At 66.5% G+C, this 13539-nt stretch carries 15 protein-coding genes; 4 read left to right on the top strand and 11 right to left on the bottom strand.

The features are described 5' to 3' along the window. Positions 1-5: 5 nt before the first annotated feature. The 7 genes from VCS63_RS01565 to nhaA all read right to left on the bottom strand — a co-directional run bounded on the left by VCS63_RS01565 (position 6) and on the right by nhaA (position 7512). Complete coding sequence (locus tag VCS63_RS01565; protein WP_323878085.1) at positions 6-1193, bottom strand: class I SAM-dependent methyltransferase; 1188 nt, start codon at positions 1191-1193, stop codon at positions 6-8. 89 nt (positions 1194-1282) lie between these two features. Next, entirely contained in the window at positions 1283-3061 is a 1779-nt protein-coding gene (locus VCS63_RS01560) for a DEAD/DEAH box helicase (protein WP_253636302.1), read from the bottom strand. A gap of 276 nt (positions 3062-3337) precedes the next feature. Continuing rightward, the gene (locus VCS63_RS01555; protein WP_112966744.1) at positions 3338-4099 is read right to left on the bottom strand and encodes a uracil-DNA glycosylase; all 762 of its coding nucleotides are present in this window, start codon (positions 4097-4099) and stop codon (positions 3338-3340) included. A gap of 58 nt (positions 4100-4157) precedes the next feature. Continuing rightward, the gene (gene tenA / locus VCS63_RS01550) at positions 4158-4820 is read right to left on the bottom strand and encodes a thiaminase II (protein WP_063962556.1); all 663 of its coding nucleotides are present in this window, start codon (positions 4818-4820) and stop codon (positions 4158-4160) included. Positions 4821-4920: 100 nt separating this feature from the next. Next, the gene (locus VCS63_RS01545) at positions 4921-5706 is read right to left on the bottom strand and encodes a 3-hydroxybutyrate dehydrogenase (protein ID WP_323878083.1); all 786 of its coding nucleotides are present in this window, start codon (positions 5704-5706) and stop codon (positions 4921-4923) included. Positions 5707-5827: 121 nt separating this feature from the next. Beyond that, complete coding sequence (locus VCS63_RS01540; protein WP_042796052.1) at positions 5828-6217, bottom strand: DUF488 domain-containing protein; 390 nt, start codon at positions 6215-6217, stop codon at positions 5828-5830. 74 nt (positions 6218-6291) lie between these two features. Next, positions 6292-7512 (bottom strand): Na+/H+ antiporter NhaA, encoded by a 1221-nt coding sequence (gene nhaA / locus VCS63_RS01535; protein ID WP_042796053.1) that lies wholly within the window; start codon positions 7510-7512, stop codon positions 6292-6294. Positions 7513-7738: 226 nt separating this feature from the next. Here nhaA and VCS63_RS01530 point away from each other — a divergent pair, with 226 nt between their 5' ends. Further along, on the top strand, positions 7739-8116 hold the full coding sequence (locus tag VCS63_RS01530; RefSeq protein WP_063641433.1) for a hypothetical protein: 378 nt from the start codon (positions 7739-7741) through the stop codon (positions 8114-8116). Positions 8117-8118: 2 nt separating this feature from the next. Beyond that, entirely contained in the window at positions 8119-9276 is a 1158-nt protein-coding gene (locus VCS63_RS01525) for a glycosyltransferase family 4 protein (RefSeq protein ID WP_323878081.1), read from the top strand. Positions 9277-9290: 14 nt separating this feature from the next. On the opposite strand, the gene VCS63_RS01520 is transcribed toward VCS63_RS01525, so the two are convergent. From VCS63_RS01520 to VCS63_RS01505, 4 genes are all read right to left on the bottom strand, one after another. Further along, positions 9291-9755 (bottom strand): HIT family protein, encoded by a 465-nt coding sequence (locus VCS63_RS01520; RefSeq protein WP_063641432.1) that lies wholly within the window; start codon positions 9753-9755, stop codon positions 9291-9293. After that, the gene (locus tag VCS63_RS01515) at positions 9752-10201 is read right to left on the bottom strand and encodes a GNAT family N-acetyltransferase (protein WP_063641431.1); all 450 of its coding nucleotides are present in this window, start codon (positions 10199-10201) and stop codon (positions 9752-9754) included. Before VCS63_RS01515 ends, VCS63_RS01520 begins: the two co-directional genes overlap by 4 nt. A gap of 23 nt (positions 10202-10224) precedes the next feature. Beyond that, positions 10225-11691: a polyphosphate:AMP phosphotransferase gene (gene pap, locus VCS63_RS01510; RefSeq protein WP_063641430.1), complete on the bottom strand. Its 1467-nt coding sequence runs from the start codon at positions 11689-11691 to the stop codon at positions 10225-10227. A gap of 96 nt (positions 11692-11787) precedes the next feature. Further along, complete coding sequence (locus VCS63_RS01505) at positions 11788-12651, bottom strand: MBL fold metallo-hydrolase (protein ID WP_063962558.1); 864 nt, start codon at positions 12649-12651, stop codon at positions 11788-11790. Positions 12652-12774: 123 nt separating this feature from the next. On the opposite strand from VCS63_RS01505, the gene VCS63_RS01500 reads away from it, so the two are divergent. Together VCS63_RS01500 and VCS63_RS01495 are read left to right on the top strand one after the other, a co-directional pair. Further along, a complete protein-coding gene (locus VCS63_RS01500; protein ID WP_042796059.1) occupies positions 12775-13110 on the top strand; it encodes an ArsR/SmtB family transcription factor in 336 nt (111 codons plus the stop codon). Then, complete coding sequence (locus VCS63_RS01495) at positions 13107-13538, top strand: YeeE/YedE family protein (protein ID WP_042796060.1); 432 nt, start codon at positions 13107-13109, stop codon at positions 13536-13538. Before VCS63_RS01500 ends, VCS63_RS01495 begins: the two co-directional genes overlap by 4 nt. Position 13539: the final 1 nt, after the last annotated feature.

The raw sequence follows: 13539 nt of genomic DNA, 5'->3' as shown, positions 1-13539 counted from the left end.
TCGCCTTACAGCTTGCCCAGCCGGTCGCCGCGCGAAAATCCCGCCAGCGGTTCGGTAATGCCGCGCCCCACCGCAAGCACCTTGAACAATTCGCCCATTTCCGATTCGGACAGCAGCTTTTGCACCGGCGCGACGGCCTGCGCGTATTGCTGCACGTCGCCAGGGTCCAGTTGCGCCAGCAAATCCATCAGCCCCGCGTTCATCAGGAAGCGGGCCTGCGAGGTGTAGCCGAGGACTTGCAGGCCGGCAGCAAGCGCAGCGTCCGCCATGGCGGTGAAGTCGACGTGAGCGGTGATGTCCTGCAGGCCGGGCGCGGTGAACGGATCGCCATGGGCGTGATGGCGCAGATGACACATGAGCGTGCCGCCGGCCCGCTGCGGATGGTAGTACTCGCTGCGCGGAAAGCCGTAGTCCACCAGCAGCGCCGCGCCACGCTCCAGCCATTCGCCCATCGCGGCAATCCAGGCTTCGCCTTGCAAGTTGATCTCGGACACATAGCCCGGCAGGGCCGGCATGCGGGCGGCGACGGCGTCCGCCAGCGCTGGCGGCGCCGGCCGGTCCACCCAAACGAAGGCCTGGGACGCGTCGACCGCCACGCCGCGTTCCAGCACTTCGCCCGTGTCGCTCCAGCGAAAAAGCGATACCGGCATTGCGTCCAGGACCTCATTGGCCAGCACGCAGCCCGCGAAGGTCCGGGGCAGGGCGTCCAGCCACTGCACGCGGTCACCGAAGGCCGCCAGCCTTTCAGCCTGGCGGGCACGCAGGTCTGCCGAGACTTCCAGGATCACATAGCGGGTCTGGCCCAGGCCCATCGAGTCCAGCTCGCGCAGCACGCCTTCAGCCAGCGCGCCCGTGCCCGCGCCGAACTCCAGCACGGCGTCGGTCTGCGTTTGGCGCAGCACCTGGGCGGCCTGGCGGGCCAGCGTGCGGGCGAATAGCGGGGTCAGCTGCGGGGCGGTGACGAAGTCGCCGGCGGGCGCGCGGACGTCGCCGTCCGTGTCGGCCAGCTTGACGTTGCCGGCCGCGTAGTAACCCAGTCCTGGCGCATAGAGCGCTTGCGTCATCCAATGGTCGAACGACAGCCAACCGCCATGGGCGGCGATCGTGGCGCGCAGGTGAGCGGCAGCGGCTGCGCTGTGTTCCTGGGCGGCAGGGGAGAGGGCGGGCAGGTTGGCGGGGGCGGATCGTTGCATGGTCGGGTGATGCGTGGACAAGCGGACATTTTCCCAAAAAACAAACCCCGCGGCAGGCGCGGGGTTTGTCGTGGGTTCAAGCGGGGCTATCAGCCGCGGCGATCGGCCGACTTGCCGAAGCGCTTGGCGGGGCCGCCGGGACGCTTGTCGAACGAGGGCTTGCCACGGAAACCGCCTTCCGGACGGTCGCCGCCACGGAAGCCGCCTTCGCGTTGCGGACGATCACCGAAGCTCGGACGGTCGCCGAAGCTGGCGCGGTCGTTGAAGCCGGGACGCGAATCACGGTCGCCGCCACGGAAACCGCCTTCACGCGGGCCGCGCTCGCTGAACGGGCGGGCGTCGCGCTGAGGGCGGTCGCCATAGCTGGGACGGTCGCCGAAGCTGGGACGCGAATCGCGGTCGCCGCCACGGAAGCCGCCTTCGCGCTGGGGGCGGTCACCGAAGGGACGGTTGCCCTGGTAGCCGCCTTCACGCTGCGGACGGTCGCCGAAGCTGGGGCGATCGCTGAAGGAGCGTGCCGGGCGATCGCCGAACGGGCGATTGCCTTGGTAGCCGCCTTCGCGAGGAGCGCCGTCGCGGTTGCCTTGGTAACCGCCTTCACGCGGCTTGAACTCGCCACGCGGGCCGCCGAAGGAACGACCCTCGCGGTTGCCCTGGTAGCCGCCGCCAGGACGCTTGCCGAACGGCTTGCCGCCACGCGGACCGGCGCCAGTCGAGGGACGCGGGGTGCGCTTGGGCTCCAGCCCAGCGATCACTTCAGGGGTGATCGATTGGCCGATGTAGTGTTCGATGCGGCGCACCTTGTGGCGCTCGGAGTGGGTGGCCAGCGTGAAGGCCAGGCCATTGCGGCCGGCGCGGCCGGTGCGGCCGATACGGTGCACGTAGTCTTCAGCCTGCATCGGCAGGTCGAAGTTGACGGCGTGGCTGATGCCTTGCACGTCGATGCCGCGTGCGGCCACGTCGGTGGCGACCAGAATACGCAGTTGGCCGCGCTGCAGTTGCGACAGCGTGCGGGTGCGCTGGCGCTGGTTCATGTCGCCATGCAGGGCGGCGGCGGCAAAGCCCTGGTCGGCCAGGCGGTCGGCCAGATCGTCGGCGCCGCGCTTGGTCGACGTGAAGACGATGGCCTGGTCCAGCGAGGCGTCGCGCAAGACGTGGTCCAGCAATTGCATCTTGTGGCTGGCGTCGTCCGCGTACAGCAGGCTTTGCGTGATGTTGGTGTGCTTTTCCTTGTGGCCGGCGATCTCGATGCGCTGCGGTTCGCGCATCATGCGCGAGGCCAGCTTGGCGACGGTGCCGTCCAGCGTGGCCGAGAACAGCAGCGTCTGGCGGCCTTCGGGCAGGCGGCTGACGATGGTCTCGATATCTTCGATGAAGCCCATGTCCAGCATGCGATCGGCTTCGTCGAGCACCAGCGTGTGCACGGTGTTCAGCTTGACGCGGCCCGAGTTCAGGTGGTCGATCAGGCGCCCCGGGGTGGCGACCAGCACGTCCACGCGGCGCGACAGCGCCTTGAGCTGCGCGCCGTAGGGCATGCCGCCCACAACGGTGGCGGTGCGCAGATCGGCCAGCTTGCGGCCGTAGGTGGCGGTTGCGTCGGTGACTTGCAGGGCCAGTTCGCGGGTCGGGGTCAGCACCAGGACCTGCACGCCGACGCCCTTGTTGGCGGGCATCTGGGCAATGCGGTGCAGCGCCGGCAGCATGAAGGCGGCGGTCTTGCCGCTACCCGTCTGCGAGGACACCATCAGGTCGTGACCAGCCAGGGCCTGCGGAATGGCGGCGGCCTGGACGGTGGTGGGGGTGGAGAAGCCAGCGTCTTGGAGGGCCGACAACAGAGCGGGCGCAAGACCCAGGTTTTCGAAAGACATTACTTTCCCTTGCCGCGATCAATGCGGCGCAGTGCTTGGTCGGGCCAGGGGATTAGGCGGCCGGATCCAGGCGACGGTTGATGGAGCATCGTGCCGACCGAATCAACCGTGCGCGTGGCGCGTTCTCGTATACCGACTGGAACGCAGGGCGAAAGGAAAGGAGGTCAGGAATCGATGATGTTCGGCATGGGGCCGGGGCTGTTTGCCCGGCAGACTGCGAAAACTTCCGCTAAATCAAGGCGGTAAATGCCGAACTCGTTTTGTGCAGTGCGGCGATCATAACCTGAATTCGCCCTGCATGGGAATTATTTTTTTGTCCAGCCCCCAATCAATAGGGTTTTTCCCTTGGTCGGCCAGCCATTGGTTGGTAGCCAGGAAGTGGCCGCAGCCCAGGAAAGGCACCGGCGGCCTCCGCGCGGACAGTGGCGACGGGTGGTTGGACATCAGGACCAGATGACCACTGTTGTTCGGCAGCAACGCCCGCTTGGCCTGGGCATGGGCGCCCCAGAGCATGAAAACCTTCGGGGAGGCGTCCCGGGCCACCAGGGAGATCAGGGCGTCCGTCACCGTTTCCCAGCCCCGCTTGGCGTGGGATGCGGGCTGGCCGTCTTCCACCGTCAGCGCAGTGTTCAGCAGCAGCACGCCTTGATCGGCCCAGCTGGCAAGGTCATTGCCGGCGGGCACGGCGGTGCCCGGAAACTCCTGGGCGATCTCATTGAAGATGTTGCGCAGGCTGGGCGGACGTTTGCAGTCGTCCGGCACCGAGAAGGCCAGGCCCTGCGCCTGGCCGGGGCCATGGTAGGGATCCTGGCCCAGGATCACCACGCGCACGTCGGAGGGCGCCAGGCCCTGCAAGGCGCGGAAAGGCGTCGCGGGATAGACGGTCGCGCCTTCGCTCAGGCGTTTTTCGACATGGGCGGTCACGGCGGCCAGGGCGTCGGCCACCGGCTTGGCAGTGAAAGCCTCCTGCCAGGGGGCGGGCAGTTGCGCCGTCTGGGCGGCGAGGGCGTGGGGTGTCAGTCGGTTATCGGTCGGCATGGGCGGGATTTTGGCATAGGGCGGGCGGCAGGCCGGAGGCGCGCCGCCCGCTCCCGGATCACACCGGCCAGCCGTCCTGGCGATAGGCGGAATCCCAGAACATCCATTCCAGCTGCGCGGCGCGCGTGTAGGCCGCGTGCATCTGTTCGAGCGTGTCGGGCGATGCCTTTTCGGCGACGCGGTCGACCGCCGTGATGACCTTGCGCACGAGCGTGTGGAAGTCCTCGCACGCGTAGGCCTCGATCCAGGCAGCATAGGGGTTGGGTTGTGCCGCCCGCGCATGGATCTCGCGGCCGATTTCCGCGTAGATCCAGAAGCACGGCAGCAGGGCGGCCAATGCGACCGGGTAGGGGGCGCTCCAGGCAGTGGCGATCAGGAAACTGGTGTAGTGGTGGCAGGCGGGCGTGAGCGGGGTGGCTTCGAAAGTCGCGGCATCGACGCCGAACTGCTGCAGAAAGCCCGCATGCAGGGTGCGTTCCGCCACGACGGCGCCCTTGGCGGCATCCGCGAATTGCACTACGCCGTCGGCGTCGTCGGCCTTGCCGGCCGCGATGGCCAGCGCGCGCCCGAACGCCACCAGGTAGTGCGCGTCCTGGATCATGTAGTGCTTGAACGCGTTCTCGTCGAGCTGGCCGCTGGCCAATTCCCGGTTGAACGGCATGTCGCGCGTTTTCTCGTACAGGGCGGCATTGCGCGCCCAGGCGTCGGAGCTGAAAGACATGGGGTTCCTCTAGGCAGACTGCCGGCGCGCGGCCGCGCGCCGGTCCACAAAGAGGGCTAGGGTATCAAAGACCGCGCGAGTAAAGGCACCGCGTCTGGCATTACTGCATGTACCAGCCGTGGCTGACCACGAAGGACTGGCCGGTAAAGGCGGCGCTGGGGAAGGTGGACAGGAACAGGGCGGTCTGCGCCACGTCCTCGACCGTCGTGAACACGCCGTCGACCGTGTCGCCCAGCATCACCTTCTTGACCACTTCCTCTTCGCTGATACCCAGTTCCTTGGCCTGTTCGGGGATCTGCTTTTCCACCAGCGGCGTGCGTACGAAACCCGGGCAGATGACATGCGAGCGCACGTTGTGCGCCGCGCCTTCCTTGGCCAGCACGCGTGCCAGGCCAAGCAGGGCGTGCTTGGCGGCTACGTAGGCGGACTTCAGCGGCGAGGCTTCATGAGAATGGACCGAGCCCATGTAGATGACCACGCCGCCGCGGTCGTCCTTGTACATATGCTTGAGCGCCGCCTTGGTGGTCAGGAAGGCGCCGTCCACGTGGATCGCCTGCATTTTCTTCCAGTCCGAGTAGGAGAAGTTCTCGATCGGATTGACGATCTGGATGCCCGCGTTGGAGATCAGGATGTCGATACTGCCGTAGGCGGCGGCGACGCGGTCGATGCCCTGGTTCACGGCTTCTTCGCTGGTGACGTCCATGGCGACGCCCATGGCCTTGCCGCCGGCTTGTTCGATTTCGCGAGCGACGGCGTCGGCGCCCGCCTGGTTCAGGTCCGCGATGGCCACGGCTGCGCCGGCGCGCGCCAGCGTGAGGGCGATTTCCTTGCCGATGCCGCTGGCCGCGCCGGTGACGACGGCGACTTTTCCATTCAGGTTGTGCATGCTGGAACCTCCGGTTGGATTGCCGGTGGGCCGGGCCGCGCCCTGTCGCCCACGGATGCGGGGAGCATGGACTGATGGTAGCGCCGCAGGATGAGAGCTGGCTGAACGCGCCGCGCGGATGTCAGGTCTTGCGCTTGCGGTGATGTCGGACGTAGTCCTGCAGGGCGTCGCGCAGCACGACGGCCTGGTTGTGTTCCGTGTTGCGGGCGCCGTAAAGCAGGGTCAGCGGGCGGTCGCCGGCCGCGTCCAGCAGGGCGGCCATGCGGGCTTGTTGCTCGGGTGCGGCGAGTTCGGCCTGGTAGCGCGCGCGGAATTCATCCCAGCGCTCTTCGATGTGGCTGAACCATTTGCACAATTCCTGGGTGGGCGCAATATCGCGGGCCCATTCGTCCAGGTGCAGGTCGGCCCGCCGCAGCCCGCGCGGCCACATGCGGTCCACCAGCGCCCGGTAGCTGCCGTCCGGGCCGATGCCTTCATAGACGCGTTGCACGGAAATGGCGGACGGTTTCATGGCGCTTCCCGGAATCGTGGCGGATCCCGCTACTTTAGCGCCCGCCGCCCGCCTTCAGGCCGCGCCGCTTGCGTTCAAGGATTTTCCGCTGCGTTGGCGCGCGTCCCGCAGGCGCGCAGTAACAGGAAACCGACGACGGCGGACGCCAGCGAGCCCGTCAGGACGCCGATCTTGGTGGCGTCGATGGCGGCCGGCTCCGTGAACGCCAGCGCGCCGATGAATAGACTCATCGTGAAGCCTATGCCGCATAGCAGCGACACACCATACAACTGCGCGAAGCTGGCGTGGCGCGGCAGGGCGGCCATGCCGCTCTTGATGGCCAGCCAGGCAAAGCCGAACACACCCAGCTGTTTGCCCAGGAACAGGCCCAGCGCCACGCCCATCGGCACGGGTTGCGCCAGGCTGCCCAGCCCCATGCCGGCGAACGATACGCCGGCATTGGCGAAGCCGAACACCGGGACGATCAGCAAGGCCACGGGCTTGTGCAGCACGTGTTCCAGTTCATGCAGGGGCGAATGCGCGCCCGGATGCCCCTGGTTTTGCGGACGCAGTGGAATGGTCAGCGCCAACGCCACGCCAGCCAGCGTGGCGTGCACGCCCGACTTCAGGACGAAATACCACAGCACGGCGCCGATCAGCAGGTAGGGCGTCAGCCGCAGCACGCCAGCGCGGTTCAGGCAGACCAGGCAGGCCAGCAAGGCGCCCGCCATGCTCAGCGCGAACACGTTGAGCTCGGCGGTGTAGAACAAGGCAATGATGACGATGGCGCCCAGATCGTCCAGGATGGCCAGCGCGGTCAGGAAGATCTTCAGGGAAGTCGGTACCCGGCTGCCCAGCAGGGCCAGGATGCCCAGCGCGAAGGCGATGTCGGTGGCGGCCGGAATCGCCCAGCCGCGCAGCGTGTCGGGGCTGCCGAAGTTGATCAGCACGTAGATCAGCGCCGGCAGCAGCATGCCGCCCAGGGCGGCGATGCCGGGCAGGACGATCCGGGCAGCGCCGCGCAACTGGCCGTCCAGCACTTCGCGCTTGATTTCCAGGCCGACCAGCAGGAAGAACACGGCCATCAGGCCGTCATTGATCCAGTGCAGCACGGTTTCCTTGAGCACCACCGGACCCGCCTGGAAACCCAGTTTGGTTTCCAGCACGCTGAAATACGCGGGCGCCGCCGGACTATTGGCGACCACCAGCGCGATCAGCGCGGCCAGCATCAGGACATAACCGCCCAACGCTTCGGAACGCAGGAACGATTGCAGGAAGGAAGGCGGCTTGTGGGCAGGTACTCCCTGTAAGTTCATGCAGTACCGCCCGTGTTTACGTTTTGATAAGATGCGCGTTTCATTCCTGAATTTTACCTGAATTCATAGTCCGGAATTCTTCTACTTCGTCGAACGTCTTTCATTTTGTAGAAAAAGCAGGCTATCAGCGTCAAATTCAGGCGTTGCTCCCCCGGCGACAAACTCCTTCCCCGAATCCCGACCAGTCTGTGGCTAGCAACGCCGCCTGGCGACTCTTGCTAGCTAAATGCCATTACCCCCTCTTACGGTATTGACCTACACGCCCGGGAAGCCCGGCGCCGCGAGCCGCCTGGTGGATGTCGGCGATACGCTGGCCGCGCCGGCGGCTCCCTGCCCGCACGGCGTATACCAGACGCGGCAATTGACTCCCAGCGCGCGCCTGCTGGGTTGGGCCCGCGAGGGGGCGCGTTTCGAGTTGTCCCGCACGGGCGCGGCCCGCGTCTGGGCCGAAGGCCGGCTCCAGGCTTCCGAGTGTCCGCGCGATTGCGCCAGCGCGGGCGCGGCCGCGCTGGACCGCGAAGACATCGCCTATCTCGAAGCCTACCTGCTGTCGCAGGGCCGAAGCTGGAACGACACCGATACCACCCAAGGCGGCCGCCCCTGATCATGCCGACCCCCATTGAAATGCCTGAGCGCCGGTCCGCCAAGCCCGCGCGCCTGCGCATCCTGCATACCGAAGCCGCCACCTCCTTCGGTGGCCAGGAATTCTGCATCTACAAAGAGATGATCGCCATGCGCGAGCGCGGCCATCATCTGGAGGCAGTCTGCCAGCCCGACGCGGAATTGGGCAAGCGCCTGCGCGAGGCGGGCTTCACGGTGCACCTGGTTTCCATGGACGGCCCGCTCAACTTCGTCCGTTGCGTCGCTTTGCTGCGCCGCCTGCTGCGCAGCCGGCGGTTCGACGTGGTCAATACGCACAGCCGCCGCGACACGGTCCTGGGCGCGATCGCTGCCCGCCTGGCCGGCACGCCGCTTATCGTGCGCACGCGCCATTTGGCCAAGCCCATCAATTCCCTCTATGCCTATACCTGGTTGGCGCATCGCGTCATCGCCGTCAGCCGCTACGTGCGCGGCCAGTTGCTGGACGGCGGCGCGCGGGCGGAAGCCATCGCCACCATCCATTCGCCGGTGGTGCTGCCTCAGGTGAGCAGCGGCGTCTGCGTCAGGCGTGAGCTCGGCTTGCCGGACGATGCGCTGGTGATCGGTTGCGTGGCCGTCATGCGGGCGGACAAGGGCCATCGCGACCTGATCGACGCCTTCCACCGAATTGCCGCCACCTTCCCGAACGCTCACCTGGTGTTGGTGGGCGAAGGCCAGCCATTGGCCGGGCAGTTGCAGGCGCAGGCGCAAGCGCTGGGCCTGGCGCCGCGCGTGCATTTCACCGGCCGACGCGACGACATCGGCAATGTCTTGATGGCCTTCGATGTGTTTGCGCTGCCCACACTGCGCGAAGCCTTGGGCACCGTCTTCATAGAGGCCGCGGCCATGGGGCTGCCGGTTGTCGGCACGAATGTGGGCGGGGTGCCTGAAACCATGCAGGCCGGCGTGACCGGCTTGCTTGTGCCGCCCGCGGATCCCGAGGCGTTGGCGGGGGCCCTGGAAGGCCTGCTGGCCGATCCGGCGCTGCGCCGCCGCATGGGCGAAGCGGGCCGTGAATTGATCCGCGGCCAGGGCCAGTTTTCCGCCGAGCGGACGGCGGCCCTGGTGGAGCAGGCCTATACCGGGTGGCTGGCCGAATTGCGGGACGGTGCCCGCGCGGCCTGATGCACGCGGTTTGATCAGTGCCAGAGCAGGGCGTTCATGGCTTCGACCAGCCGGTCGCGGTAGCGCGGCAACAGGGCCTGGACGCGCGTCTGGCGTTCGTGCCATTCGGCGGATTCCGTGCCGGCCGCGATGCGCGGCTGCGCCCAGATCGGATCGGGAAAGTGGCGGTCGCCGCGCCAGCGCGGGATCACATGCCAATGCAGATGCGGCACCATGTTGCCCAGGGAGGCCAGGTTGATCTTGTCGGGCCCCAGCACCGATTGCTGCGTTTCCTCCACCACATACACGGCGCGCATCAGCAGATCGCGGCCATGGGTGGACAGGCTGGTCATTTCGGCCAGGTGGCCGTTCCAGACGACCCGCGTGAAGCCGGGATAGTCGGCGTCATCCACTTCGATGATGCGCAGGTGCGGTCCGCGCCACAGCACCGTGCCGCCGTCTTCCTGGCACAGCGGACAGTTGGGGTCGCGCGCGCTCACGGCATCACCTTGCGGTACTGGATGAAGCCGGAACGGTCGGCGATGCGGTCGTAGAGCTGGATGGCGGTGGCGTTGGTTTCGTGGGTCAGCCAGTACACGCGCGAGCAATTGGCCGCCGCCGCCTGCGCATACACATGTTCAATCAGCTTGCGGCCCGCGCCGGTGCCACGCACGTCCGGATCCACGTATAGGTCTTGCAGATAGCAGTAGTCGCCCGCGGTCCAGGTGGAGCGGTGGAAAATCCAGTGCACCATGCCGATGGCCCGGCCGCTTTCGTAGGCCAGCGCCGCGTGCATGGGTTCGGCGGGGTCCAGGAAACGCGCCCAGGTATTGCGCGTCACCGCGTCGTCGATGTTGACGCGGTAGAAGTCCTGGTAGCCTTTCCATAGCGGCAACCAGGCTTCGAAGTCGGCTGCGACGATGGGTCGGATTTCTGCTGTACTCATGGCTTGCGGCCTCCAGGCGGGATTCAGAGTTGGTCTTCCATGGCTTCGACGATGTGTCGCAGCACTTGCAATCGAGCGTAGCGCTTGTCATTGGCCGACACCAGATGCCACGGCGCGTGGGCGACGTCCGTGCGGGCCAGCATCTCGTTGGCGGCGGCCGCGTAGTCCTTCCATTTGTCGCGGTTGCGCCAGTCGTCGGCGGTGATCTTGAAATTCTTGAAGGGCGAACTCTCGCGTTCCTTGAAGCGTTCAAGCTGCACGTCGGGCGTGACCGCCAGCCAGAATTTCAGCACCATCGCGCCGCTCGCGGCGAGCTGTCCCTCGAAGTCGTTGATTTCGGCATAGGCGCGGCGCCAATTGGCCGGCGCGGTCAGCTTCTCGACCCGTTCGACCAGCACCCGGCCATACCAGGAACGGTCGAAGATCGCGATACGGCCGTGGCGCGGCACATGGCGCCAGAAGCGCCACAGGTAGGGGCGCGCCAGTTCCTCGCTGTTGGGTGCCGACACGGGTGTGATGTCGAACTGCCGGGCGTCCAGCGCATGCGTCACGCGGCGGATCGCGCCGCCTTTGCCGGCCGCGTCCTGGCCTTCGAACACCAGTACCAGCGAACGGTCCTGGAACTTCTTGGACCGCGCCGCTCGCGCCAGCCGGCCTTGCAGCAGGCCCAGTTCGGATTCGTAATCGTCTTTGTCGACCTTGGCGTCGTAGTCCAGTGCGCCCAGACGGTCGACGATGCGCGTGGACCGGGCATGCGCCACGAAGGCGGAGGGGATGCGTGGCACCCCGCGCTGGCGCATGGCGGCCAGCACCGCTTCGGCGGTGCGCGCGGCGCGCATGTCTTCGTCGGCGCTGGGTATTACGACCCAGGGGGCATGGCCGCTGTCCGTGAGGTTCAAGACTACTTGGCCGGCGTTGCAGATACGGTCGTATTTCTTATAGACCTTCAAGTCGATGGGGCTGACCTGCCAGGAAGTTTCAGGGCTGGCCAGCAGGCGCTCGGCTCGGGCCTTCTGGGCCTGGGCCGACAAATGGAACCAGAGCTTGACGATCTGCACACCCTCGGAGGCCAGCATGGCCTCGAAGTGGCGGATCGCCGCGGCCTGTGCCTCGATGCTGTTCTGGTCGGGGCGCTTGCGCGTGGCTTCGAGCACCAGCGGCGCGTACCAGGATCCGAAGACGATGCCCGTGCTGCCCTTGGGCGGCAGGTCGTTCCAGTAGCGCCAGAAGGGCGGACGCTCCAGCTCTGCGCCCTCGCGCGGCCCGTAGGCGAGCGTCTTGATGTGGCGCGGGTCCATCCATTCGTTGAGCAGGTTGACGGTGGCGCCCTTGCCGGCGCCGTCTATGCCCGCGATGACGACCAGCAGCGTCTTGTCTGCCTTCTGCAGGCGTTGGTACTGCGCATTCAGCAGGGCGACGCGCAGCTTTGCTTCCAGCGGTTTGAATTCTTCCTTGGACAGGCTGGGGTCGGCTTCGGCTTCTGCAAACATGGGAGATCCGTCTGATCGGCAATTTTGCGATCGGACGATCTTGCTGGATAAGCCCCGGGGGCGCAAGCCCGGATCGCGCCGTCCCGGCGGCCGTGGTCAGAGCGCGTCGACCGGTATCTTCAGATAGCGCACGCCGTTGTCTTCGGCTGGCGGGAAGTGGCCAGCGCGGATGTTGACCTGGATGGCGGGCAGGATGAGGGTGGGCATGGAGAGCGTGGCGTCGCGCCGCGTGCGCATGGCGACGAAATCGTCTTCGCCGATGCCGTCGCGCACATGGATGTTGGCGCGGCGTTGTTCGGCCACCGTGGTCTGCCACGAGGCGTCGCGGCCGGCGGGCGGGTAGTCGTGGCACATGTACAGCTTCGTGTCGGCGGGCAGGCCCAGCAGGCGCTGGATCGAACGGTACAGCTGATGGGCGTCGCCGCCGGGGAAGTCGCAGCGCGCGGTGCCCACGTCCGGCATGAACAGGGTGTCGCCGACGAACACGGAGTCGCCGATCAGGTAGGCCATGTCAGCCGGCGTGTGTCCGGGCACATGGATGGCCTGCGCCGTCAGCGCGCCAATGCGGAAGGTTTCGCCGTCGGCGAACAGGTGGCCGAACTGCGAGCCGTCCAGCTGGAACTCTGGCTCCAGGTTGAAGATCTTCTTGAACACGCCCTGTACGGCCTGGATGCTCTGGCCGATGGCGATGACCCCGCCGAGCTGCCGCTGCAGGTAGGGCGCCGCGGAAAGGTGATCCGCGTGGGCATGGGTTTCCAGCAGCCATTCGGTCTTGAGGTCATGCTGGCGCACGTAATCGGCTACCCGGTCGGCGCTGGCGGTGCTGCTGCGGCCGGACTTGGGATCGTAATCCAGCACCGAATCGATGATGGCGCAGGCGCCGCCCGGCGCAGGCTCATGCACGACATAGGTGACGGTGGCGGTGACGGGATCGAAGAAGGCCTGGATCTGGGGAGACATGGTCGCTCGCGTTGCAGCGAGTCGCTGCACGATGAAACACTATATATATTTCAATAATATTGTTGAATATTATATTGGTCAATATAATGATCAAACCCCGTTACGCCGATTGATACGCATCAAATGAACGACGCCCTGACCGAGTGCGAAGTCGCCGCCTTGCGCGAATCCGCCTCCCAGGCCTGCGCCTTGCTCAAGGCCCTGGCCAACGAAGACCGCCTCCTGCTGCTGTGCCAGCTGGTCCAGAACGAACGCAATGTCGGTGAACTCGAATCGCTGACCGGCATTCGCCAGCCCACCTTGTCCCAGCAACTGGGCGTGCTACGCGACGAAGGCTTGGTCGCGACCCGGCGCGAAGGCAAGTATGTCTACTACCAGATGGCCAGTTTCGAGGTCAGTCAGGTCATGAAAACGCTATCGAGTTTGTACTGCGGCCGCGCGATGGAGTCACTCAAGTGAATCTGGACTGGTCCGCCTTCACTCCCGGCTCCGCCAGTGCGGGCGGGTTGCTCATCGGCGCCGCGGCCGTGCTCTTGATGGCGGGCGCCGGCCGCATTGCCGGCATCAGCGGCATCCTGGGCGGTCTGCTACGACCCGAACGCGGCGGCATGTGGCGGCTAGCGTTCCTGCTGGGATTGTTCGCCGCGCCCTGGCTGTACCGCCTGGGCAGCGCTTTGCCTCCCATCATGGCGGAGGCCAGCGTGCCGCGCCTGATCGTGGCGGGCCTGCTGGTCGGTATCGGCACGCGCTATGCGTCGGGATGCACCAGCGGCCACGGCGTCTGCGGCGTGTCGCGCGGATCGCGCCGTTCGCTGACGGCCACCGTTCTGTTCATGGCGGCGGGCTTCGCTACGGTCTACCTCGTCCGCCACCTGGGAGGGCTCTGAC

It is taken from the genome of Achromobacter sp. D10, from assembly GCF_035282245.1.
In the GTDB taxonomy this organism is placed as follows: Bacteria; Pseudomonadota; Gammaproteobacteria; order Burkholderiales; family Burkholderiaceae_B; genus Achromobacter; species Achromobacter insolitus.
The sequence above is the reverse complement of the archived record's forward strand: the minus strand, read 5'-3'. Positions and strand labels throughout refer to the sequence as shown.

Bases quoted from the DNA above. Each gene is read 5' to 3' on its own strand.
- VCS63_RS01565 (WP_323878085.1), bottom strand. From the start codon at position 1,193: ATGCAACGATCCGCCCCCGCCAACCTGCCCGCCCTCTCCCCTGCCGCC.
- VCS63_RS01560 (WP_253636302.1), bottom strand. From the start codon at position 3,061: ATGTCTTTCGAAAACCTGGGTCTTGCGCCCGCTCTGTTGTCGGCCCTC.
- VCS63_RS01555 (WP_112966744.1), bottom strand. From the start codon at position 4,099: ATGCCGACCGATAACCGACTGACACCCCACGCCCTCGCCGCCCAGACG.
- tenA (WP_063962556.1), bottom strand. From the start codon at position 4,820: ATGTCTTTCAGCTCCGACGCCTGGGCGCGCAATGCCGCCCTGTACGAG.
- VCS63_RS01545 (WP_323878083.1), bottom strand. From the start codon at position 5,706: ATGCACAACCTGAATGGAAAAGTCGCCGTCGTCACCGGCGCGGCCAGC.
- VCS63_RS01540 (WP_042796052.1), bottom strand. From the start codon at position 6,217: ATGAAACCGTCCGCCATTTCCGTGCAACGCGTCTATGAAGGCATCGGC.
- nhaA (WP_042796053.1), bottom strand. From the start codon at position 7,512: ATGAACTTACAGGGAGTACCTGCCCACAAGCCGCCTTCCTTCCTGCAA.
- VCS63_RS01530 (WP_063641433.1), top strand. From the start codon at position 7,739: ATGCCATTACCCCCTCTTACGGTATTGACCTACACGCCCGGGAAGCCC.
- VCS63_RS01525 (WP_323878081.1), top strand. From the start codon at position 8,119: ATGCCGACCCCCATTGAAATGCCTGAGCGCCGGTCCGCCAAGCCCGCG.
- VCS63_RS01515 (WP_063641431.1), bottom strand. From the start codon at position 10,201: ATGAGTACAGCAGAAATCCGACCCATCGTCGCAGCCGACTTCGAAGCC.
- pap (WP_063641430.1), bottom strand. From the start codon at position 11,691: ATGTTTGCAGAAGCCGAAGCCGACCCCAGCCTGTCCAAGGAAGAATTC.
- VCS63_RS01505 (WP_063962558.1), bottom strand. From the start codon at position 12,651: ATGTCTCCCCAGATCCAGGCCTTCTTCGATCCCGTCACCGCCACCGTC.
- VCS63_RS01500 (WP_042796059.1), top strand. From the start codon at position 12,775: ATGAACGACGCCCTGACCGAGTGCGAAGTCGCCGCCTTGCGCGAATCC.